Below are 20260 nucleotides of genomic sequence, written 5' to 3'. Positions count from 1 at the left end.
GGATTGACCTGCGCCGTCCACCGTGAATACACTCAGCGCAAAGCCACTTGTATACAATTACAAAACGTAAGAGGCACAAAACCATGAGCAAAATGAGAGCAATCGAAGCCGCCGTTCTGGTGATGCGCCGTGAAGGGGTTGATACCGCTTTTGGCATCCCGGGCGCCGCGATCAACCCGCTGTACAACGCCTTGCAGAAGGTCGGTGGCATCGATCACGTCCTCGCTCGCCACGTTGAAGGCGCCTCGCACATGGCCGAGGGCTACACCCGCACCAAGGCCGGCAACATCGGCGTGTGCATCGGCACTTCCGGCCCGGCCGGTACTGACATGGTCACCGGGCTCTACAGCGCCTCGGCCGACTCGATCCCGATCCTCTGCATCACCGGCCAGGCACCCCGCGCCCGGATGCACAAGGAAGATTTCCAGGCAGTCGACATCACCAGCATCGTCAAGCCAGTGACCAAGTGGGCGACCACCGTTCTGGAACCGGGCCAGGTGCCTTATGCGTTCCAGAAAGCCTTCTTTGAAATGCGCTCCGGCCGTCCAGGCCCAGTGCTGATCGACCTGCCGTTCGACGTGCAGATGGCCGAGATCGAATTCGACATCGATGCCTACCAGCCACTGCCACTGGCCAAGCCGAGCGCGACCCGCGTTCAGGTGGAAAAGGCCCTGGCGTTGCTTGATCAGGCCGAACGTCCATTGCTGGTGGCCGGTGGCGGCATCATCAATGCCGACGCTAGCGACCTGCTGGTCGAGTTCGCCGAGTTGACCGGTATTCCGGTAATCCCGACCCTCATGGGCTGGGGCACCATTCCCGACGATCACCCGCTGATGGTCGGCATGGTCGGTCTGCAAACCTCGCACCGCTACGGCAACGCGACGATGCTGAAATCCGACGTGGTGCTGGGCATCGGTAACCGCTGGGCGAACCGTCATACCGGTTCGGTCGACGTCTACACCGAAGGCCGCAAGTTCATTCACGTCGACATCGAAGGCACACAGATCGGCCGCGTGTTCACCCCGGATCTGGGCATCGTGTCCGACGCCGCTGCCGCGCTGACCGTGTTCATCGAAGTCGCTCGCGAATGGCAAGCCGCCGGCAAACTGAAAAACCGCAGTGCCTGGCTGCAAGACTGCCAGCAGCGTAAAGCCAGCCTGCAGCGCAAGACTCACTTCGACAACGTGCCGGTCAAGCCGCAGCGCGTGTATGAAGAGATGAACCAGGTGTTCGGCAAAGACACCTGCTACGTCAGCACCATCGGTCTGTCGCAGATTGCCGGCGCGCAGTTCCTGCACGTCTACAAGCCGCGTCACTGGATCAACTGCGGCCAGGCCGGCCCGTTGGGCTGGACCATTCCGGCGGCGCTGGGCGTGGTCAAGGCCGATCCGACCCGCAAGGTCGTGGCACTGTCGGGCGACTATGATTTCCAGTTCATGATCGAAGAATTGGCGGTGGGCGCGCAGTTCAAGCTGCCGTACATCCATGTTGTGGTAAACAACTCATACCTGGGGCTGATTCGTCAGGCCCAGCGCGGTTTCGACATGGACTACTGCGTGCAGCTGTCCTTCGATAACCTGAACGCTCCGGAGCTCAACGGTTACGGCGTCGATCACGTTGCAGTCGCCGAAGGCCTCGGCTGCAAGGCACTGCGTGTGTTCGAACCGGCTCAGATCCAGCCTGCCCTGCGCAAGGCCCAGGAGCTGATCGAAGAGTTCAAGGTCCCGGTGATCGTCGAGATTATCCTGGAGCGCGTGACCAACATTTCCATGGGCACCGAGATCAACGCCGTCAACGAATTCGAAGACCTGGCGCTGGTCGGTAACGATGCGCCAACCGCGATTTCGTTGCTCGACTGATTGCTCTTCATGTAGGAGCGAGCCTGCTCGCGATGAGGCCAGCACATTCAACTTCCATGTTGACTGACATTGCGCTATCGCGAGCAGGCTCACTCCTACAGGGGGCTACATACATTTACGGGAGACCACCATGCCGCGTTTCGCAGCCAACCTGTCCATGCTGTTCACCGAACAGGATTTCCTCGCCCGTTTCGAAGCGGCCGCCAAGGCCGGCTTCAGTGGTGTCGAATACCTGTTCCCTTACGACTTCAGCTCCGCCGAGATCAAGGCCAAGCTCGACGCCAACGGCCTGACCCAAGTGCTGTTCAACCTGCCGGCCGGTGACTGGGGCAAGGGCGAACGCGGTATCGCGTGCCTGCCGGACCGGGTCGAAGAGTTCCGCGCCGGTGTCGATCTGGCGATCGCCTACGCGCAAGTGCTGGGCAACACCCAGGTCAACTGCCTGGCCGGTATTCGTCCACAAGGCGTCGACGATGCCACCGTGGAAAAAACCTTCGTCGCCAACCTCAAATACGCAGCCGACAAGCTGCAGGCGGCGGGTATCAAACTGGTGATGGAAGCGATCAACACCCGCGACATCCCGGGCTTCTACCTGAACAACACGGCGCAAGCCCTGTCGATTCGCGAGCAGGTCGGCAGTGCCAACCTGTTCCTGCAATACGACATCTATCACATGCAAATCATGGAAGGCGACCTGGCCCGCACCCTGCAATCGCACCTGAGTGAAATCAATCACGTGCAATTGGCGGACAACCCGGGGCGCAACGAACCGGGCACCGGTGAAATCAACTACCGCTTCCTGTTCGAACACCTGGACCGCATCGGTTATCAGGGTTGGGTTGGCTGTGAATACAAGCCGCTGACCACCACCGAAGCAGGCCTGGGCTGGCTCAAAACCCATAACGCGATCTAACACAATTTCCTGTAGGAGCCGGCTTGCCGGCGATGGCATCACCGCGGTGCATCAGACACACCTTGTCGCCTGGATCGCCGGCAAGCCGGCTCCTACAGAAACCAAATAAAAAGAGGAATTTCTCATGGCTAAAATCGGATTTATCGGCACCGGCATCATGGGCCACCCAATGGCGTTGAACCTGCAGAAAGCCGGTCACAGCCTGTTCCTGTCGGCACACCACGACGCTGCACCTGCCGATCTGGTCGCCGCTGGCGCCGTCGCCCTGGCCAACCCGAAAGAAGTCGCGCAGGAAGCCGAATTCATCATCGTCATGGTGCCGGATACCCCGCAGGTCGATGACGTGCTGTTCCGCGCCGACGGTATCGCGGCCGGTGTCGGCAAAGGCAAAGTCGTCATCGACATGAGCTCGATTTCGCCCACCGCCACCAAAGCCTTCGCGGCCAAGATCAACGAAAAAGGCGCGCAGTACCTCGACGCGCCGGTGTCCGGCGGTGAAGTCGGCGCCAAGGCTGCAACCCTGAGCATCATGGTCGGTGGCGATGCCGATGCGTTCGAACGCGCCTTGCCGCTGTTCCAGGCCATGGGCAAGAACATCACCCTGGTCGGCGGTAACGGCGACGGGCAGACCGCGAAAGTGGCGAACCAGATCATCGTGGCCCTGAACATTCAGGCCGTGGCCGAAGCCCTGTTGTTCGCTTCGAAAAACGGTGCCGATCCGGCCAAGGTGCGTGAAGCGCTGATGGGCGGTTTCGCTTCCTCGAAGATCCTCGAAGTGCACGGCGAGCGCATGATCAAGGGCACCTTCGATCCGGGCTTCCGCATCAGCCTGCACCAGAAGGACCTGAACCTCGCTCTGCAAGGCGCCAAGGAACTGAACATCAACCTGCCGAACACCGCCAACGCCCAGCAAGTGTTCAGCACCTGCGCGGCCATCGGTGGCAGCAACTGGGACCACTCGGCGCTGATCAAGGGCCTGGAACACATGGCGAATTTCTCGATTCGCGACAAGTAACACGCTATCCCTGTAGGAGCCGGCTTGCCGGCGATGGCATCACCTCGGTGTGCATGGCGGACCGTGTCGTCTGCATCGCCAGCAAGCTGGCTCCTACAGGACCGAGTCGCCCTCCAATAACAAGAATTCCGGGAGCCCGCCATGTCGGTCGATCCGCAACAATTCCTGCGCGACCTGTTCGCCACAGCCATCGACGCCGCCCATCCGCAGCAAGTCCTCGAAGCCCATTTGCCTGCCGACCGCAGCGGTCGGGTGATCGTCATCGGTGCGGGCAAAGCCGCTGCCGCCATGGCCCAGGTGGTCGAGCGCTGCTGGCAGGGTGAAGTCTCAGGCCTGGTGGTGACGCGTTACGGTCACGGCGCCCCGTGCGAAAAAATCGAAGTGGTCGAAGCCGCGCATCCGGTGCCGGACGCCGCCGGCCAGGCCGTCGCCAAGCGCGTCTTCGAACTGGTCAGCAACCTGACGGAAGACGACCGCGTGATCTTCCTGCTTTCCGGCGGTGGATCAGCGTTGCTCGCCCTGCCGGCCCAAGGCATCAGCCTCGCCGACAAGCAATCGATCAACAAAGCCCTGCTCAAATCCGGCGCGACCATCGGCGAGATGAACTGCGTGCGCAAGCACCTCTCGGCGATCAAGGGCGGCCGTCTCGGCAAGGCCTGCTGGCCCGCCACTGTTTACACCTACGCGATTTCCGATGTGCCGGGCGACCTCGCCACGGTCATCGCCTCGGGCCCCACCGTGGCCGACCCGAGCACCTCCGCCGAAGCGCTGGCGATCCTCAAGCGCTACGGCATCGAGATCCCGGCGTCCGTGCGCACCTGGCTGCAGAGCCCGGAATCGGAGACGGTCAAACCCGGCGATCCGTGCCTGGCGCGCAGTCATTTCCAGTTGATCGCCCGCCCACAGCAGTCGCTCGAAGCGGCGGCGGTGAAAGCGCGGCAAGCCGGCTTCAGTCCGTTGATCCTCGGCGACCTCGAAGGCGAATCCCGCGAAGTGGCCAAGGTTCACGCCGGCATTGCGCGGCAAGTGGTCCTGCATGGCCAGCCATTGCCCCTGCCGTGCGTGATTCTCTCGGGCGGTGAAACCACGGTCACCGTGCGCGGCAATGGTCGCGGCGGACGCAATGCCGAGTTTCTCCTGAGCCTGACCGAGAGTCTCAAAGGCCTGCCCGGCGTCTACGCGCTGGCCGGTGATACCGATGGCATCGACGGCTCCGAAGACAATGCCGGCGCGATCATGACCCCGGACAGTTACGCCCGCGCCGCCGCCCTTGGCCTGAGCGCCAGCGATGAGCTCGACAACAACAATGGCTACGGCTATTTCGCCGCGCTCGATGCACTGATCGTCACCGAGCCGACCCGCACCAACGTCAACGACTTCCGCGCCATTCTGATTCTCGAGAGCCCTAAACATGACGCCTGATAAAAAGGTCAAAATCCTCGCCACCCTCGGCCCGGCCACCGACGGCATCGATGACATCCGCGAGCTGGTGCAGGCCGGGGTCAACATCTTCCGTTTGAACTTCAGCCACGGCGATCACGCCGACCACGCCCAGCGCTATCAGTGGATTCGTGAAGTCGAGCGCCAGCTGAATTATCCGCTGGGCATTCTGATGGACCTGCAAGGCCCGAAACTGCGGGTCGGCAAGTTTGCCGAAGGCAAGGTGCAACTGCTGCGCGGCCAAGCCCTGCGCCTGGACCTCGACCCGACACCGGGCGACCAGCGCCGGGTCAACCTGCCGCATCCGGAAATCATCGCCGCACTGGAGCCCGGCATGGACCTGTTGCTGGACGACGGCAAGCTGCGCCTGCGGGTCATCACCAAATACGCTGACGCCATCGACACCACCGTGCTCAATGGTGGCGAACTGTCGGACCGCAAAGGCGTGAACGTCCCGCAAGCGGTGCTGGAACTGAGCCCGTTGACGGCCAAGGATCGCCGTGACTTGAGTTTCGGTCTGGAGCTGGGTGTGGACTGGGTCGCGCTGTCGTTCGTGCAGCGCCCGGAAGACATTCGCGAAGCCCGTGAACTGATCGGCGACAAAGCGTTTCTGATGGCCAAGATCGAGAAACCGTCAGCCGTGACTCAACTGCGGGAAATCGCCGAGTTGAGCGACGCGATCATGGTGGCTCGTGGCGACCTCGGCGTCGAAGTGCCGGCCGAAAGCGTGCCGCAGATCCAGAAGAACATCATCGGCATTTGCCGCGAACTGGGGAAACCGGTGGTGGTGGCGACGCAGATGCTGGAGTCGATGCGCTTCTCCCCGGCCCCGACCCGTGCCGAAGTCACCGATGTCGCCAACGCGGTGGCCGAAGGTGCCGACGCGGTGATGCTGTCGGCGGAAACCGCGTCCGGCGAGTACCCGCTGGAAGCCGTGCAGATGATGAGCAAGATCATTCGCCAGGTGGAAAACGGTCCGGACTATCAGACGCAACTCGACGTCAGCCGACCGAAAGCGGAAGCGACCGTTTCCGATGCGATCAGCTGTGCGATTCGTCGCATCAGTAACGTGCTGCCGGTGGCGGTGCTGGTGAATTACAGCGAGTCGGGAACGTCGAGCCTGCGGGCGGCGCGGGAGCGTCCGACCGTGCCGATCCTGAACCTGACGCCGAACCTGCAGACGGCCCGCCGCCTGACCGTGGCCTGGGGCGTGCACTCGGTGGTCAATGATCGGCTGCGTCAGGTGGACGAGGTGTGTTCGACGGCGCTGGAGATTGCGCAGGCGCAGGGCATGGCGCAGCGCGGCGATACGTTATTGATCACTGCGGGTGTGCCGTTTGGGCAGCCTGGGTCGACTAACTCCTTGCGTATCGAGACGTTGATCTAGGGCGCCCGTACCGGCCTCATCGCGAGCAGGCTCGCTCCTACAGTTGATTTGTGTTGACCACAAATACAGCGACTGAACGCAGATTCAGTGTGGGAGCCAGCCTGCTGGCGATCAGCCGGGGTCGCGCTCGACCAAACCGGTTTCACTGACTTTTAGAACTGCCATGCCTGCCAACCACTTCAACACCCACTGCCCCGACTGGGCGACTGCCCTGTTCAACGGCTTCAGCCAGATTTTCCTCCAGCGTCATCCGCTGTTCGGTCTGCTGTGCCTGCTCGCCATTCTGTTTACCGCACCGGCCCTGCTCGGCGGCGCCCTGCTCGGCGGTGTCGCCGGTCTGCTCACCGCACAACGGCGCAACTACGCCAAGGCCGATCGACAGGCCGGGCTGTTCAGCTACAACGGTGTCCTCCTCGGCTTGCTGCTGAGCCTGTATTTCCCCTGGTCTGCGCTGCTGCCACCGTTGATCATCGCTGCCGGCGGACTGAGTGCGATGCTCACCCAACAGTGGCTCAAACGTGTCCGGCTCAGCCAATACCTGCCCGCCTATACGGCGCCTTTCGTGGGGATGGGCTGGTTGCTGTTGTGCTTCACCACCCCTTCGACCGAAGCGCACTTGATTGAAATCAATGCGCTGAACATGTTCCTCGCTCCGCTGAAAGGCCTCGGCCAGGTGATGTTCCTCGGTCACCCGCTGGCCGGTGCGATGATTGCCGCGGGATTGCTGATCGCTGATCGCCGCGCCTTTTTCTGGGCAATGCTGGCGTCTGTCGCGGGCATGGGCTGGAGCCTGCTGCATCAGGATTTCTACACCGCCTTGATCGGCCTCGGCGGCTATAACGCCGTACTTGCCGCCCTCGCCTTCAGTTCGAAGCGCCAGCAACCGTGGCTGCCGCTCATCGGCATTGCATTGGCGCTGTTGCTGACGCCGGTGTTTGCCGCCATCGGTCTGCCAACGCTCACTGCGCCGTTCATCCTCGCCGGCTGGCTGATTCGCACGGTGGTTCAAACGCTCGGCAAAACCCCTGCCGCCGTTACGCCTTGCGCTCTGGAGGATAATCACCCTAGGCTTCGCTGATTCTCGATTCAGGCGTTTTCCATGGACAGCAGCAAAAACTGGCGTGAAGAGCTTTACGTCATGGTTTTCCAGAGCGACACCAAGGCCGGGCGGCGCTTCGACGGCATCCTGCTGTTGATCATCCTCGCCAGCATCGTCATCGTGATGCTCGACAGCATCGACACGATTCATCAGAACTACGCCAACGTGCTGGCCTACATCGAGTGGGGCTTCACGGTCATTTTCGCCATCGAATATGGCCTGCGCCTGTACTGTTCGCCCAAGCCGCTGCGTTATGCGTTCAGCTTCTACGGGCTGGTGGATCTGCTGGCGATCGTGCCCGGCATCCTGGCGCTGTATTACGCCGATGCGCAGTACCTGCTGATCATCCGGATCATCCGGATGCTGCGGATTTTCCGTGTGCTCAAGCTCAGTCCGTACCTCAAGCAAGCCAATTATCTGATGTCGGCGCTGCGCGGCAGCAAGCAGAAAATCGTCGTGTTCCTGGTCAGCGTCTGTACGCTGGTCACTGTGTTCGGCACGCTGATGTACGTGATCGAAGGCCCCGAGCACGGTTTCACCAGCATTCCCAAAGGCATCTATTGGGCTATCGTGACCCTGACCACCGTCGGCTTCGGCGACATCGTGCCGAAGACGCCACTGGGCCAGGTGATTTCGTCGCTGGTGATGATCACCGGTTACTCGATCATCGCCGTGCCCACGGGTATTTTCACCGCCGAACTGGCCAACGCCATGCGCGGCGAACAGTTGCAGCACGACTGCCCGGTGTGCAAGAAAAACAGCCACGAACACGGCGCTGCATTTTGCTCGCGATGTGGCAATGCGCTGTTCAAAAAACTGGAATAAGCAAAGTGCTTTTTAATCTTTAAACGACTATACGAGCCCGGTTATAGTCGCTGGCAAATTGCCTCACTTTTAAATAGAACAAGGAATGCGCAGTGAAAAAACTCTTTGGCGCCTCACTTCTGGCCGCTGGCCTGGCATTGACCAGCGTGGCTCAGGCAGCACCGACCCTGCTCAACGTTTCCTACGACGTGATGCGCGATTTCTACAAGGACTACAACGCTGCCTTCCAGAAACACTGGCAAGCCGAGCACAACGAAAACATCACCCTGCAGATGTCCTTCGGCGGTTCGAGCAAACAGGCGCGCTCCGTGATCGACGGCCTGCCGGCTGACGTCATCACCATGAACATGGCCACTGACATCAACGCCCTGGCGGACAACGGCAAGCTGGTCCCGGACAACTGGGTCACCCTGCTGCCGAACCACAGCGCGCCGTTCACCTCGGCCACCGTGTTCATCGTCCGCAAAGGCAACCCGAAAGCCCTGAAAGACTGGCCGGATCTGCTCAAGGACGGCGTGCAAGTGATCGTGCCGAACCCGAAAACCTCGGGCAACGGCCGCTACACCTACCTGTCGGCCTGGGGCTATGTGCTGAAGAACGGCGGTGACGAGAACAAGGCCAAGGCCTTCGTCGGCAAGCTGTTCAAACAAGCACCCGTGCTGGATACCGGTGGCCGCGCCGCCACTACCACGTTCATGACCAACCAGATCGGCGACGTGCTGGTGACCTTCGAAAACGAAGCGGAAATGATTGCCCGCGAGTTTGGCCGCGATCAGTTCGAAGTGATCTACCCAAGCGTTTCCGCTGAAGCCGAGCCGCCGGTAGCCGTGGTCGACAAAGTGGTCGAGAAGAAAGGCACCCGCGCAGCCGCCGAGGAATACCTGAAGTACCTGTGGTCGCCGGAAGGCCAGGAAATTGCTGCCGCCAACTACCTGCGTCCACGTGACCCGGCAGTGCTGGCCAAGTACACCGATCGTTTCCCGAAAGTGGACTTCCTGTCGGTAGAGAAGACCTTTGGTGACTGGCGCACCGTGCAGAAGACCCACTTCAACGATGGCGGGATCTTCGATCAGATTTACGCTCAGTAAACGCTGATGAACCAATGAAAAAGGCGACCTGCAGAGGTCGCCTTTTTTGTGTTCGCGCAAGATCCTCTGTAGGAGCGAGCCTGCTCGCGATAGCGGTGGGTCCTTCACTTTGATGGTGACTGACCTACCGCTATCGCGAGCAGGCTCGCTCCTACAGGGAACTTCACCTGCCTTTACATCGGTGGTGTCACGCCATCCTTGCCGGCCGAAATCGACTGCGCCGTCAGCGTGCCGTCCGCACTCTGGGTCACAAACGTCACGATCTTCACGCCCACTTTCAGCAGGCTGCGGTCCCCCGGCATCAGGTTGACGATCGGCACGTCCTCCGGCACCAGAATTTTCTGCTGGCCGCCCTTGTAATTGACGGTCAGCACCCGGCCGTTGCTGACCACCAGATCACCGACGCTGCCATTGGTCATGCTGCTGCCTTTTGCCAGGTCAAAAGGCCGATGGCCATCGCCACTGCCGGCCAGCTCCGGCGGAAAGACGTGGACTTCCAGCGCCTTCAGCGTGCCATCTTCCTGCGGAATGGCCGCCGAACCGATGTAGCTGCCGGGTTTGATGTCTTCGATATTGGCCAGGGTGACGGCGCGGACCTTGGTGTCCGCGGTCAGGTTGATGACCACGTTTTCACCGCTGTTGACGTGGACCTTCAGGACATCGGGGCTCACCCCGGTGATCTCGCCGCGCACGCCGATGCGCATGCCCGGCGCATCGGCCGCCTGGGCGAGCCCCGCAGTGAACAAGCCAATCAAGCTGATAACTGATGCACCGCGAATCAGGTGACGGAATATCGTGTTCATGAAAGAGCCTTCCGGTGAAGAATCGTGAAGAGAGAACATAAGCACGCTATCGAACAAGATGTAAGTGAATGTATCATCAGGTTTCGAATTCTGACGCAGGCTTCATCGGCTCACCGTACACGCCGGCGTCACTCATTCCGCAAAGGAATGATTGCTATCACTCCAATCCCACTTCCGCCGATTCGGCCCGCCGCTTAGCCTGCGCGCATTCCATTTTGCTCAGCGAGAAACGTCATGACTCCAGCGAACCAGGTGCCCCACGGCACCGCGACAATGACCAAAGGCATGGTGCTGCTGTTCGCCTTTTGCTGTGGCGCCATTGTCGCCAACATTTACTACGCCCAACCAATCATCGGCCTGATCGCGCCGGACATCGGCCTGACCAGCACCATGGCCAGCCTGATCGTGTCCCTGACCCAGATCGGCTACGCACTGGGCCTGTTTTTCCTGGTGCCGCTGGGTGATCTGCTGGAGAACCGCCGGTTGATGATCATCACCACACTGGTGGCGATCGCCAGTCTGCTGGGTGCCGCGTTTACCGATCAACCGAACGTGTTTCTGCTGATTTCGTTGCTGGTGGGGTTCAGTTCCGTATCGGTGCAGATCCTCATTCCACTGGCCGCACACCTGGCGCCAGAAGAGACTCGCGGCCGGGTGGTCGGTGGAATCATGGGCGGCTTGCTGCTGGGGATTCTGTTGGCGCGGCCGGTGTCCAGTGTGGTGGCCGACCACTTTGGCTGGCGCGCGATGTTCGTGATTGCAGCCGTGTTGATGGCGGCCATCAGCATCGTGCTGGCCGTGACGATTCCCAAACGTCAGCCTGATCACAGCGCCTCCTATGGCCGATTGCTCGGTTCGCTGTGGACCCTGTTGCGCCAACAGCCGGTGCTGCGTCAGCGAGCGTTTTACCAGGGCTGCATGTTCGCCACCTTCAGCCTGTTCTGGACCGCCGTCCCGCTGGAGCTGGCGCGTAATCACGGTCTGTCGCAAACCCAGATCGCGATCTTCGCGCTGGTAGGTGCCATCGGTGCGATTGCCGCGCCGATTGCCGGTCGCCTGGCCGATGCCGGCCATACCCGCATCGCTTCGCTGCTGGCCTTGCTGTTTGCCAGCCTGAGCTTCCTGCCCGCTTTCATCCATCCGGCCTACAGCGTCATCGGCCTCGCTGTCACCGGCGTGGTGCTCGACTTCTGCGTACAGATGAACATGGTCCTCGGCCAACGCGCGGTCTACGCCCTCGATGCCAAAAGCCGCAGCCGCCTGAATGCGCTGTACATGACCAGCATCTTCATCGGCGGCGCATTTGGCTCGTCGGTGGCCAGTGCCGTGTATGAGCATGGCGGCTGGTTGTGGATCGTGATCGTGGGCAGTGCCTTTCCGCTGTTGGCGTTGCTGCGGTTTTTGAGTGTTTCAGAGAAGCGTTCGCTGGCAACGGCGTAAGTATCCAAAAAGCTTCGCGGGCAAACCGCCCGCGAAGGCGATTACGCTCGTTAATGACGAACCAGCTTCTCCATCGCCGCATCTGCCAGGAAGGAAGAGCGGCTTTTGACATTGTGCTCGCGCACATAGCGGTCAATACGCTGAATCACATAGCCGGGCAACGTCACATTGACCTTCTCGGTCTTGCCCATATACGGCGAGATGTCCAGCTCCAGCATCCCCCATCCCATGTCGGCAAAGTCCGGATTGCCTCGATGGGCGGCGGCCGATGTCGGCATCGGGATCGACTCGCCGTCAGCCGCCAACTCCTGAAGCATGATGTGGGCAATCTCGATCGCCGCGTTGTAGGCGTCTTCAAAGGTATCCCCGGCCGTTACGGCGCCCGGAATATCGGGGATCTGAATACCGATGGCGGTGTTCTCGTCGCCCCACTCGATACAGATTGGATATTGCATTATGGATCTCCTGCGTGACTGGCTGTCGGGCAGTACAGCCCGGCTCGCCTCCTGATGCTCTTGACCGTCCCGGTCGGTAAATCCTTTTTCGGGTGAGGGACGGGAATCGTGTACGGGTTGTATCGGTGAGTGAAGAGATGATGGCTGCCGGTAATCCGGTCCAGCGTCCAGCCCGCCTCCTGCAGTTCCTTGATCAATAACCTGCTTTGCACCAACAGCCTCCTTGCTCCGGCCCAGACAAAAGTAACTCTAGAGTTATCTTTACTCAAGCACAAAAACGCCGGGCACGACGCTCGGTTGTTTTACGAATTGTGATTGCGGCGCCGCTGCAACTTCTCCGGGAATGATTTTTTTGCGCGACGCAGGCCGTCACCCCGAGGTAATCCCGGTTTACACTCAGCGTCCGGAGCCTGAAGCGATGCGGGATGCGATTCGCGGTTGACCGGTTCAAATGCCGCCTGACGCGCGGCATGTTTTGTCCAAGGAGTGTGCAATGACCCGACGTACCTTTCTCATTACCGGCGCCAGCAAAGGCATTGGCCGGGCCGTGGCCGAACATCTGGATCGGGCCGGGCATCGGGTGGTGGGGATTGCCCGGACACCTGATCTCAGTTTTCCGGGCATTCTGTTTCCCCTGGATCTGAGCGACCGGGCGCTGACTCAGGAAGTACTCGCGGACTTGGCCCAGACCTACGAGTTCGACGGGCTGGTCAACAACGTCGGTCTGGTGCGCCCACAAGTGCTGGGCGAAATCGACCTCGACACGTTCGACGACGTGATGCGGGTCAACCTGCATTCAGCGCTGCAAGCCACCCAGGCCCTGCTCCCGAATATGCGCGCCAGGGGGTGGGGTCGGGTGGTGAACATTTCCAGTCTGACGGTGCTCGGGATTACCCAACGCACGGCGTACGCAGCGGCAAAAGCGGCATTGATCAGCTTTACACGCTCCTGGGCGCTGGAACTGGCGCAAACCGGCGTGACGGTGAACGCCGTGGCACCGGGACCGACTGAAACTGAGCTGTTCCGCGCCAACAACCCGCCGGGCAGTGAAGGCGAAGCGCGTTACCTGGCCGGTGTACCGATGGGGCGCCTGGGGCAGCCACAGGAGATTGCCGCGGCGATTGCATTCTTACTGTCGGAACAGAGCGGCTTCATCACCGGGCAGACCTTGTTCGTCGATGGCGGTGCTTCAATAGGCAAAGCCGCGTTCTGACCAACACCACCCTGGCTCCCACAATCTTGATCTTCACAAGGACTTGAGATGGACCGCTTGGCCGCAATGGAAACCTTCGTCTACGTGGTGGAAACCGGTTCGTTTTCAGCCGCCGCGCGACGTTTGAGTGTCGGCCAGCCCGCTGTGTCGAAAACCATCGCGCAACTGGAAACGCGCCTCGCCGTCCGGTTGCTGCTGCGCTCGACCCGAGGCCTGACGCCGACCGAAGCCGGGCTGGCCTTTTTCGAACGCGCCAAGCGCGCCATCGAAGAGGCCAACGAAGCCGACAATGCGGCTCGCGGCGCCGCCCACGGCCTGACCGGCAACCTGCGCATCTGCGCCGCTGTGACCTTCGGCCGGATGCACATCGTGCCGCACCTCGGGCCGTTCCTCGAACAAAACCCTGAACTGACCATCGACCTGATGCTGGATGATCGCAACGTCAATCTGGTGGAAGAAGGCATCGACGTCGCCCTGCGCATGGGCACGTTGAGCGACTCCAGCCTCACCGCGCGCAAGATCGCCGAATGCCGGCGTGTGGTACTCGGCACACCGGCGTACTTCGAACGCCACGGCGAACCCGCCTGCCCCGCCGACCTTAGCCAGCATCAGGCAGTCATCTACACCCTGGGCGGTGGCGCCCACTGGCAGTTCACAAAGGCGGGTGAGGAACAAACCATCACCGTCAACGGCAGGATTCGCGTCAGCGCCGCAGAAGGTCTGCGTGAAGCGGTGCTGGCCCATCAGGGGCTCACCTCGGCATCGGAATGGATGTTTGCGCCGGAGCTTGCCAGCGGGACGGTCAGAGAGGTGATGGCGGATTGGACGCTACCGGTCCAGGAGTTATGGGCGGTGTTTCCGACCGGGCGGATGGCCAGCGCGAAGGCTCGGGCGTTTGTGGATTACGTACAGGAAGTGATGGAAAGAAACGTTTAAATCGGCCGCTTTTCGTTTATTGCGATTTTCGATTAATTCGAATAGCCTGCGAACATCGCTTGTTCAGACTATTGGAAACCATCATGCCACCAGCCATCCACCCGCCGATAAACCTCCCTCTGGAGCGGGAGGTACAGGTTGCCCTTGCAGGTCAGCGCGCCTTGGCAGCCTACCTTGCCACCCAATTCGACACCCAGCGCATCCAGATTTTCGATGAGCGTAATGAAGCTCACAGTGTCGAACTGCCCACCTCTGCCCTTCGTTTGCTTGTGGACATCCTGGAAGCGCTCGCTGCAGGTAATGCAGTCAAAGTCGTCCCGGTTCACGCCGAACTGACGACGCAGGAAGCAGCGGATTTGCTGAATGTCTCACGCCCGCACCTGATCAAACTGCTCGAATCCGGCGACTTGTCCTACCACAAAACCGGCAAGCACCGACGTGTCCGCTTTGCCGATTTGATGGACTATAAAAACCGGCGCGATACCGCCAGCGAGCAGGCAATGACGCTTCTCGCCGAGCAGGCACAGGCGTTAAGGACAGGATACGAGTGAGGCACTCTTCTTTTACCGCTGTATATGATGCCTGTGTGCTGTACCCCGCTCCCCTCAGAGACTTCATGATGTGGCTAGCGCTCTCCGGGCGTTTTAGAGCGAAATGGACCCTGGAGATAGACAATGAATGGAAACGCAATTTGCTGAAAAACCGGCCAGACCTGACTATCCAGCAACTGGATCGTACTTCCGAGTTGATGAATCAGGCTTTACCCGATGCTTGCGTGTCCGGTTACCAGGAACTGATCGAGGGGTTAACGCTGCCAGATCTTGATGACCGGCATGTCCTGGCCGCCGCCATTCACTGCAATGCCAGTGTCATTGTCACCTTCAATCAGAAAGACTTCCCATCCGCGGCACTGAGCCCCTTCGGTATAGAAGCCCAACACCCTGACGAATTCGTCGACAATCTTTTCGATCTCGACCCCACGGCGGTGATCGCGGCAGCGCAACGGCAACGCAAGCAGCTGAAGCTGCCGCCCATGGAGGTCAGCACCTACCTTGACCTTTTGTTGCGTCAGGGGCTGGTTCAGTCGAGCAAGGCACTGGCCGAATACCGCGCCATTCTCTGATCGGCTTTTGCAAACCCGGACAGCAAAACGGCGATCCTTTGATCGCCGTTTCGTTTACTGCCCGAACTGCCGCCCCAACCCACCCGGCACGCCATGGATGTCCGTTTCCTCCCATGGCCCGTTCGGGCTGATCGAGCGGCTCCAGCCGTTGTTCCAGCGGTAGTAGGTACGCTGGCGGTAGAAGGTGTTGGTCTGGTCATCGAGCACATACACGCCGAGCTTCTGATCCCAGTGGCTGTTGCCACCTGGCGGCGGCGCGAAGCTGGCCGAGGTGCGTGGCATTGGCTTCGCCGGCTTGGCGGGGATGCTCGGCTTGCCGGGCGTCGGGGTCGTTGACGGCGTCGGTTTCGGCTGCGAAGGCGGAATCGGTGGCAGCGGCGTCGGTTCGGGCCGCTGGACCGCACATGCGCTTAAGCCCAGAACGAGACTGAGCAGGGTGATACGAGCGATGGCGGTCATGGCGGTGCTTCCTGTTATTTGTCCGGGCTGTCGATGGTCAGTTTTTGCGCCGTGGTGGTGCTGCTGGCCAGAGGCTGGCTGCGACCGATCCATTCGCCGGCCGTCGGTTGGCCGGCGCGGGAGACGCGCGCAACCAGTTGGACTTCAGGGAAGTTCGACAGTTTCAATTGCGGCATCATCGCGTCGGCGTCGCCCAGTTCGACGGTCGCCGGCAAGTCGGCCACGGTCAGGCGTTTGGCGGCCAACGGTGCCGGCGGGCCATTGGTGGCACGGGCGAAAATGAACACGCTGTCGCCCGGCTGGACCTTGGCTTTGAGCTCTGGCGCCAGATCGACGCTGACCTTGAGCAACGCCCCGGCCTTGGCCGCAGGCGCCTGGGCGACCTTGCCGCCGCTGGCTTCGAGTTTTTCCGTGGCACGGGCAATCCCGCCTTGCAGCGCAGCCCGGGAATTGTCCTCCGGCGGCAGTTGCTCCAGCAGGCGATTCCAATAGTCGATGGCGTCCTGGTAACGCTCGCTCTCAAACGCGGCGATGCCGAGCAGGCCGAGGCTGGTGACTTCCTTCGGATCGGCCTTCAGCGCCTCGTCGGTCAAGGCCTGAACCTTGTCCGACCACTTCTTGCCATCGGCGAAGTACTGGGCCTGGGCCCACTGCCCCAACAGTTCCGGCTGACGACCGGCCAGGTTCACCGTGCGCTCGAAGATCTTCGCTGCATCGGCCGGACGATCCTGTGCCATGTAGGTCCGACCGAGGAAGTACAGGCCTTCCGCCGAATCCGGTTGCGCCGCGACGGCACGCTCCAGACGACGGGTCATCTCTTCCATCGACTGCGGCGCCTGGGCGAATTCGCGGGTCAGTTCGACCTTGTCGCTGGCACCGAAATGCAGATACAAGCCGAGGCCCAGCACCGGCACCAGAATCGCCGCCAGCAATGGCAACGGTTTGCCCAGTCGGGAAACACGTGGCGCCTCGACGCCCTCCGTATCCGCCAGCAGTTCACGGGCCGCTTCGGCGCGGCCGGTGTCCATTTGCGTGGTGTCGAGAACACCCTCTTCCTGCTGAGTCTGCAACTCGGCCACGCGCTCCTGATACAGCGCGACGTTCAGGGCAGTACGATCCTCTTCAAGCTGGGCGCGACGGCCACGCAGAACGGGGATCAACAGGAAACTCAGGGCAACCAGAAGCAGCAGACCTGCAGCGAGCCAGAAATCAATCATTCTTGGTTTTTATCCAACAGGTGGTCGAGGCGCTCGCGCTCCTCGGCAGAAAGCTCATCCTTCGTCTCGGCGTTTTGCACGCGACGACGGCGGACGATCACGGCGATGATCACGAAACCGCCCAGCAACAGCCCGGCCGGGCCGAACCAGAGCAACGCGGTCTTGGCGTTCAGAGCAGGTTTGTAGCGGACGAAATCGCCGTAGCGATCGACCATGAAGTCGATGATCTGCTGATTGTCCTTGCCCTCGCCGAGCATGCGGAAAATCTCTTTGCGCAGATCGGCGGCGATCGGTGCGTTGGAATCGGCGATGTCCTGATTCTGGCACTTGGGGCAACGCAGCTCTTTGGTCAGCTCGCGAAAGCGCTCGCGATCGCTTTCCTTGGCGAACTCGTAGGTGTCGATGGCCGCGTGTGCCACGCCGGCCATGCTCAAACCCAAAACGGCGGCAGCTATCCAGCGCTTCATGGCTTGGCCTCGTCCACCAGCGCCTGATACTTGGCAGCCAGTTTTTCGCGCCAGACCTGCTCATCGATCACGCCGACGAACTTGTCGCGGATGATGCCCTTGGCGTCGATGAAGAAGGTTTCCGGAGCGCCATACACACCGAGGTTCAGGCCCAGCGTGCCTTCGTCGTCACGAATGTCCAGTTGATACGGGTTGTGGAACTCCACCAGCCACTTCAAGGCGTCGGCGTTCACGTCCTTGTAGTTGATGCCGTAGATCACCACGCCCTTCTCGGCCAGCTTGTTCAACACCGGGTGCTCGACTCGGCAGGAAATGCACCAGGTGCCCCAGACGTTGACCAGTGCGGGTTTGCCCACAATGTCGGCCTTGGTCAGGGTCTTGTCGCCCTGCACCGCCGGGAGGGAAAACTCCGGGAACGGTTTGCCGATCATCGCCGATGGCAACTCGGCCGGGTCCAGGTACAGACCACGATAAAGGAACACAGCCACCACCAGAAAAATCACCAGTGGCAGCAGCATCAACCAACGTCTCATGCAGTCGCTCCCGTCATGCCCAGCGCTTCACGCACACGGCTTTTCACCTTGACCCGATAACGCCGGTCCAGCGCTGCCAGCAATCCGCCCAAACCAGTGAGCAGTCCACCGAACCAGATCCAGCGCACGAACGGTTTGACGTGCACGCGCACAGCCCAGGCGCCCTCACCCAACGGCTCGCCGAGGGCGACGTAGAGGTCGCGGGTGAAACCGGCGTCGATCCCGGCTTCGGTCATGACCGAGTTCTGCACGGTGTACAGGCGTTTTTCCGGGTGCAGCACGCTGACTTCCTTGCCGTCGCGGATCACCCGCACGGTGCCCTTGTCGGAGGTGAAGTTCGGGCCTTCAAAGTGTTTGGCGCCTTCGAACACGAACTGGTAACCGCCCAGGTCCATGGATTCGCCAGGTGCCAGACGCAGGTCGCGTTCGGCACTGTTCTGACTCGACAGCACGACGCCGAGCGCACACACGGCGATGCCCAAGTGCGCGACCTGCATGCCCCAATAGCTACGGGTCAAGGTCGGCAGGCCTTTGATCAAGCCTTTGTGGCGGGTCTTGTCGAAAATGTCACGCACGCCGGCCAGCAATACCCACGCCGCCAGCATGAAGGTCGCGATCACCGCCCAGTTGAAATCGCCGTAAGCGACGCCGGCAATGACGGCCAATGCGGCACTGCCGAGCAACACTGGCGTGAGCATGCTCATCAGCCATTTGACCGGGGTGTCTTTCCAGCGCACCAGCATGCCGACGGCCATCACCACCATCAGCAACGCCATCAACGGAATGAACAGCGCGTTGAAGTACGGCGGGCCGACGGACAGTTTGGCGCCGGTCATGGCATCGAGGATCAGCGGATACAAGGTCCCCAACAAAATCATCGACGCCGCCACCACCAGCACCAGGTTGTTACCCAGCAACAGGGTTTCCCGGGACCAGAGGTTGAAGCCGATATGGCTTTTCACCACTGGCGCGCGCAGAGCGAACAGCGTCAGCGAGCCGCCCACCACGAACAGCAGGAAGATCAGGATGAACACGCCGCGCTCCGGATCGGAGGCAAAGGCGTGAACCGATGTCAGCACGCCGGAACGCACGAGGAAGGTCCCGAGCAGGCTCAACGAAAACGCGGCGATGGCCAGCAACACGGTCCAGCTCTTGAACACGCCACGTTTTTCCGTGACCGCCAGCGAGTGAATCAGTGCGGTACCGACAAGCCATGGCATGAACGAGGCGTTTTCCACCGGGTCCCAGAACCACCAGCCACCCCAGCCGAGTTCGTAATACGCCCACCACGAACCGAGGGTGATGCCGATACCGAGGAAGGCCCAGGCGACGATGGTCCACGGACGCGACCAGCGTGCCCACGCGGCATCGAGACGACCGCCCAGCAAGGCGGCGATGGCGAAAGCGAACGCTACCGAGAAACCGACATACCCCATGTACAGCATCGGCGGGTGAACGATCAGACCGATGTCTTGCAGCAAGGGATTGAGGTCACGACCGTCCGCCGGAATCTGCGGCAGGATGCGTGAGAACGGGTTGGACGTGAGGATCAGGAACAGCAGGAAGCCGGTGCTGATCATGCCCATCACCGCCAGCACCCGCGCCAGCATCACTTGCGGCAACTGCCGGGAGAACACCGACACCGCGAAAGTCCAGCCACCGAGGATCAGCGCCCACAGCAACAACGAACCTTCGTGCGCGCCCCACACGGCGCTGAACTTGTAGTACCACGGCAACGCGCTGTTGGAGTTGCTGGCGACGTAGGCGACGGAGAAGTCGTCGGTCATGAATGCGTACGTCAGGCAACCGAAGGCAAACACCAGAAAGGCGAACTGGCCCCAGGCCGCCGGCTGAGCGAGGCTCATCCACAAGCGGTCACCGCGCCAGGCACCGAGCAAAGGCACCACGGCCTGAACCAGCGCAAAACACAGCGCCAGGATCATGGCCAGGTGGCCAAGCTCTGGAATAAAGATACCGGAAGTCATCGA

Annotated in this window: 21 protein-coding genes; 13 read left to right on the top strand and 8 right to left on the bottom strand. The window is 61.1% G+C overall.

All coding sequences use genetic code 11. The features are described from left to right. Positions 1-83: 83 nt before the first annotated feature. The 8 genes from gcl to ACF6ZU_RS20735 all read left to right on the top strand — a co-directional run bounded on the left by gcl (position 84) and on the right by ACF6ZU_RS20735 (position 9626). Positions 84-1859 carry a glyoxylate carboligase gene (gcl, locus tag ACF6ZU_RS20770; protein ID WP_084320601.1) on the top strand — a complete coding sequence of 592 codons (1776 nt, stop codon included), beginning with the start codon at positions 84-86 and terminating at the stop codon, positions 1857-1859. A gap of 130 nt (positions 1860-1989) precedes the next feature. Then, a complete protein-coding gene (hyi, locus tag ACF6ZU_RS20765) occupies positions 1990-2772 on the top strand; it encodes a hydroxypyruvate isomerase (RefSeq protein WP_392886547.1) in 783 nt (260 codons plus the stop codon). 124 nt (positions 2773-2896) lie between these two features. After that, positions 2897-3787 (top strand): 2-hydroxy-3-oxopropionate reductase, encoded by an 891-nt coding sequence (locus ACF6ZU_RS20760; RefSeq protein ID WP_392886546.1) that lies wholly within the window; start codon positions 2897-2899, stop codon positions 3785-3787. 141 nt (positions 3788-3928) lie between these two features. Continuing rightward, positions 3929-5209: a glycerate kinase gene (locus ACF6ZU_RS20755; RefSeq protein ID WP_392886544.1), complete on the top strand. Its 1281-nt coding sequence runs from the start codon at positions 3929-3931 to the stop codon at positions 5207-5209. Further along, entirely contained in the window at positions 5199-6614 is a 1416-nt protein-coding gene (gene pyk, locus ACF6ZU_RS20750; protein WP_392886542.1) for a pyruvate kinase, read from the top strand. The genes ACF6ZU_RS20755 and pyk overlap by 11 nt, the downstream gene beginning before the upstream one ends. A 163-nt stretch (positions 6615-6777) precedes the next feature. Continuing rightward, positions 6778-7692 carry an urea transporter gene (locus tag ACF6ZU_RS20745; protein ID WP_392886540.1) on the top strand — a complete coding sequence of 305 codons (915 nt, stop codon included), beginning with the start codon at positions 6778-6780 and terminating at the stop codon, positions 7690-7692. Between the two features lie 21 nt (positions 7693-7713). Continuing rightward, on the top strand, positions 7714-8538 hold the full coding sequence (locus ACF6ZU_RS20740) for an ion transporter (RefSeq protein WP_392886539.1): 825 nt from the start codon (positions 7714-7716) through the stop codon (positions 8536-8538). Between the two features lie 92 nt (positions 8539-8630). After that, positions 8631-9626: a sulfate ABC transporter substrate-binding protein gene (locus ACF6ZU_RS20735; protein ID WP_392886537.1), complete on the top strand. Its 996-nt coding sequence runs from the start codon at positions 8631-8633 to the stop codon at positions 9624-9626. Positions 9627-9799: 173 nt separating this feature from the next. Here the strand turns inward: ACF6ZU_RS20735 and ACF6ZU_RS20730 are convergent, their stop codons facing one another. Continuing rightward, a complete protein-coding gene (locus tag ACF6ZU_RS20730) occupies positions 9800-10429 on the bottom strand; it encodes a hypothetical protein (RefSeq protein ID WP_392886535.1) in 630 nt (209 codons plus the stop codon). Between the two features lie 234 nt (positions 10430-10663). Between ACF6ZU_RS20730 and ACF6ZU_RS20725 the strand changes: the two genes are divergently transcribed. Then, on the top strand, positions 10664-11869 hold the full coding sequence (locus ACF6ZU_RS20725) for an MFS transporter (protein WP_392886533.1): 1206 nt from the start codon (positions 10664-10666) through the stop codon (positions 11867-11869). A 50-nt stretch (positions 11870-11919) separates the two neighbouring features. On the opposite strand, the gene ACF6ZU_RS20720 is transcribed toward ACF6ZU_RS20725, so the two are convergent. After that, positions 11920-12324 carry a type II toxin-antitoxin system HicB family antitoxin gene (locus ACF6ZU_RS20720; protein ID WP_192226071.1) on the bottom strand — a complete coding sequence of 135 codons (405 nt, stop codon included), beginning with the start codon at positions 12322-12324 and terminating at the stop codon, positions 11920-11922. Then, the gene (locus ACF6ZU_RS20715; protein ID WP_392886530.1) at positions 12324-12536 is read right to left on the bottom strand and encodes a type II toxin-antitoxin system HicA family toxin; all 213 of its coding nucleotides are present in this window, start codon (positions 12534-12536) and stop codon (positions 12324-12326) included. The genes ACF6ZU_RS20720 and ACF6ZU_RS20715 overlap by 1 nt, the downstream gene beginning before the upstream one ends. A gap of 281 nt (positions 12537-12817) precedes the next feature. On the opposite strand from ACF6ZU_RS20715, the gene ACF6ZU_RS20710 reads away from it, so the two are divergent. The 4 genes from ACF6ZU_RS20710 (at position 12818) to ACF6ZU_RS20695 (ending at position 15596) form a co-directional block, all read left to right on the top strand. Further along, a complete protein-coding gene (locus ACF6ZU_RS20710; RefSeq protein WP_392886528.1) occupies positions 12818-13537 on the top strand; it encodes an SDR family oxidoreductase in 720 nt (239 codons plus the stop codon). A gap of 48 nt (positions 13538-13585) precedes the next feature. After that, on the top strand, positions 13586-14473 hold the full coding sequence (locus ACF6ZU_RS20705; protein ID WP_392886526.1) for a LysR family transcriptional regulator: 888 nt from the start codon (positions 13586-13588) through the stop codon (positions 14471-14473). An 83-nt stretch (positions 14474-14556) separates the two neighbouring features. Beyond that, entirely contained in the window at positions 14557-15024 is a 468-nt protein-coding gene (locus tag ACF6ZU_RS20700; RefSeq protein WP_392886524.1) for a helix-turn-helix domain-containing protein, read from the top strand. Further along, positions 15021-15596, top strand: coding sequence for a PIN domain-containing protein (locus ACF6ZU_RS20695; RefSeq protein WP_392886522.1), 576 nt, complete (start codon positions 15021-15023; stop codon positions 15594-15596). Before ACF6ZU_RS20700 ends, ACF6ZU_RS20695 begins: the two co-directional genes overlap by 4 nt. Positions 15597-15650: 54 nt before the next feature. Here the strand turns inward: ACF6ZU_RS20695 and ACF6ZU_RS20690 are convergent, their stop codons facing one another. From ACF6ZU_RS20690 to ACF6ZU_RS20670, 5 genes are read right to left on the bottom strand one after another with little or no spacing between them, the layout of a single operon-like run. After that, positions 15651-16055 carry a hypothetical protein gene (locus tag ACF6ZU_RS20690; protein WP_392886519.1) on the bottom strand — a complete coding sequence of 135 codons (405 nt, stop codon included), beginning with the start codon at positions 16053-16055 and terminating at the stop codon, positions 15651-15653. 14 nt (positions 16056-16069) lie between these two features. Continuing rightward, positions 16070-17272, bottom strand: coding sequence for a c-type cytochrome biogenesis protein CcmI (ccmI, locus tag ACF6ZU_RS20685; protein ID WP_392886517.1), 1203 nt, complete (start codon positions 17270-17272; stop codon positions 16070-16072). Beyond that, the gene (locus tag ACF6ZU_RS20680; protein ID WP_392886515.1) at positions 17269-17739 is read right to left on the bottom strand and encodes a cytochrome c-type biogenesis protein; all 471 of its coding nucleotides are present in this window, start codon (positions 17737-17739) and stop codon (positions 17269-17271) included. Before ACF6ZU_RS20680 ends, ccmI begins: the two co-directional genes overlap by 4 nt. After that, positions 17736-18272 carry a DsbE family thiol:disulfide interchange protein gene (locus tag ACF6ZU_RS20675; RefSeq protein ID WP_084320589.1) on the bottom strand — a complete coding sequence of 179 codons (537 nt, stop codon included), beginning with the start codon at positions 18270-18272 and terminating at the stop codon, positions 17736-17738. Before ACF6ZU_RS20675 ends, ACF6ZU_RS20680 begins: the two co-directional genes overlap by 4 nt. Then, on the bottom strand, positions 18269-20257 hold the full coding sequence (locus tag ACF6ZU_RS20670) for a heme lyase CcmF/NrfE family subunit (protein ID WP_392886513.1): 1989 nt from the start codon (positions 20255-20257) through the stop codon (positions 18269-18271). The genes ACF6ZU_RS20675 and ACF6ZU_RS20670 overlap by 4 nt, the downstream gene beginning before the upstream one ends. Positions 20258-20260 lie beyond the last annotated feature (3 nt).

Source organism: Pseudomonas migulae, assembly GCF_043225285.1.
Taxonomy (GTDB): domain Bacteria; phylum Pseudomonadota; class Gammaproteobacteria; order Pseudomonadales; family Pseudomonadaceae; genus Aquipseudomonas; species Aquipseudomonas migulae_C.
Note: the sequence above shows the minus strand (reverse complement) of the source record. Positions and strands in the feature narration are given on the sequence as shown.

Excerpts from the sequence above, each read along its gene's own strand:
- gcl (WP_084320601.1), top strand. The coding sequence starts at position 84 with ATGAGCAAAATGAGAGCAATCGAAGCCGCCGTTCTGGTGATGCGCCGT.
- hyi (WP_392886547.1), top strand. The coding sequence starts at position 1,990 with ATGCCGCGTTTCGCAGCCAACCTGTCCATGCTGTTCACCGAACAGGAT.
- ACF6ZU_RS20760 (WP_392886546.1), top strand. The coding sequence starts at position 2,897 with ATGGCTAAAATCGGATTTATCGGCACCGGCATCATGGGCCACCCAATG.
- ACF6ZU_RS20755 (WP_392886544.1), top strand. The coding sequence starts at position 3,929 with ATGTCGGTCGATCCGCAACAATTCCTGCGCGACCTGTTCGCCACAGCC.
- pyk (WP_392886542.1), top strand. The coding sequence starts at position 5,199 with ATGACGCCTGATAAAAAGGTCAAAATCCTCGCCACCCTCGGCCCGGCC.
- ACF6ZU_RS20745 (WP_392886540.1), top strand. The coding sequence starts at position 6,778 with ATGCCTGCCAACCACTTCAACACCCACTGCCCCGACTGGGCGACTGCC.
- ACF6ZU_RS20740 (WP_392886539.1), top strand. The coding sequence starts at position 7,714 with ATGGACAGCAGCAAAAACTGGCGTGAAGAGCTTTACGTCATGGTTTTC.
- ACF6ZU_RS20730 (WP_392886535.1), bottom strand. The coding sequence starts at position 10,429 with ATGAACACGATATTCCGTCACCTGATTCGCGGTGCATCAGTTATCAGC.
- ACF6ZU_RS20725 (WP_392886533.1), top strand. The coding sequence starts at position 10,664 with ATGACTCCAGCGAACCAGGTGCCCCACGGCACCGCGACAATGACCAAA.
- ACF6ZU_RS20720 (WP_192226071.1), bottom strand. The coding sequence starts at position 12,324 with ATGCAATATCCAATCTGTATCGAGTGGGGCGACGAGAACACCGCCATC.
- ACF6ZU_RS20710 (WP_392886528.1), top strand. The coding sequence starts at position 12,818 with ATGACCCGACGTACCTTTCTCATTACCGGCGCCAGCAAAGGCATTGGC.
- ACF6ZU_RS20705 (WP_392886526.1), top strand. The coding sequence starts at position 13,586 with ATGGACCGCTTGGCCGCAATGGAAACCTTCGTCTACGTGGTGGAAACC.
- ACF6ZU_RS20700 (WP_392886524.1), top strand. The coding sequence starts at position 14,557 with ATGCCACCAGCCATCCACCCGCCGATAAACCTCCCTCTGGAGCGGGAG.
- ACF6ZU_RS20690 (WP_392886519.1), bottom strand. The coding sequence starts at position 16,055 with ATGACCGCCATCGCTCGTATCACCCTGCTCAGTCTCGTTCTGGGCTTA.
- ccmI (WP_392886517.1), bottom strand. The coding sequence starts at position 17,272 with ATGATTGATTTCTGGCTCGCTGCAGGTCTGCTGCTTCTGGTTGCCCTG.
- ACF6ZU_RS20680 (WP_392886515.1), bottom strand. The coding sequence starts at position 17,739 with ATGAAGCGCTGGATAGCTGCCGCCGTTTTGGGTTTGAGCATGGCCGGC.
- ACF6ZU_RS20675 (WP_084320589.1), bottom strand. The coding sequence starts at position 18,272 with ATGAGACGTTGGTTGATGCTGCTGCCACTGGTGATTTTTCTGGTGGTG.
- ACF6ZU_RS20670 (WP_392886513.1), bottom strand. The coding sequence starts at position 20,257 with ATGACTTCCGGTATCTTTATTCCAGAGCTTGGCCACCTGGCCATGATC.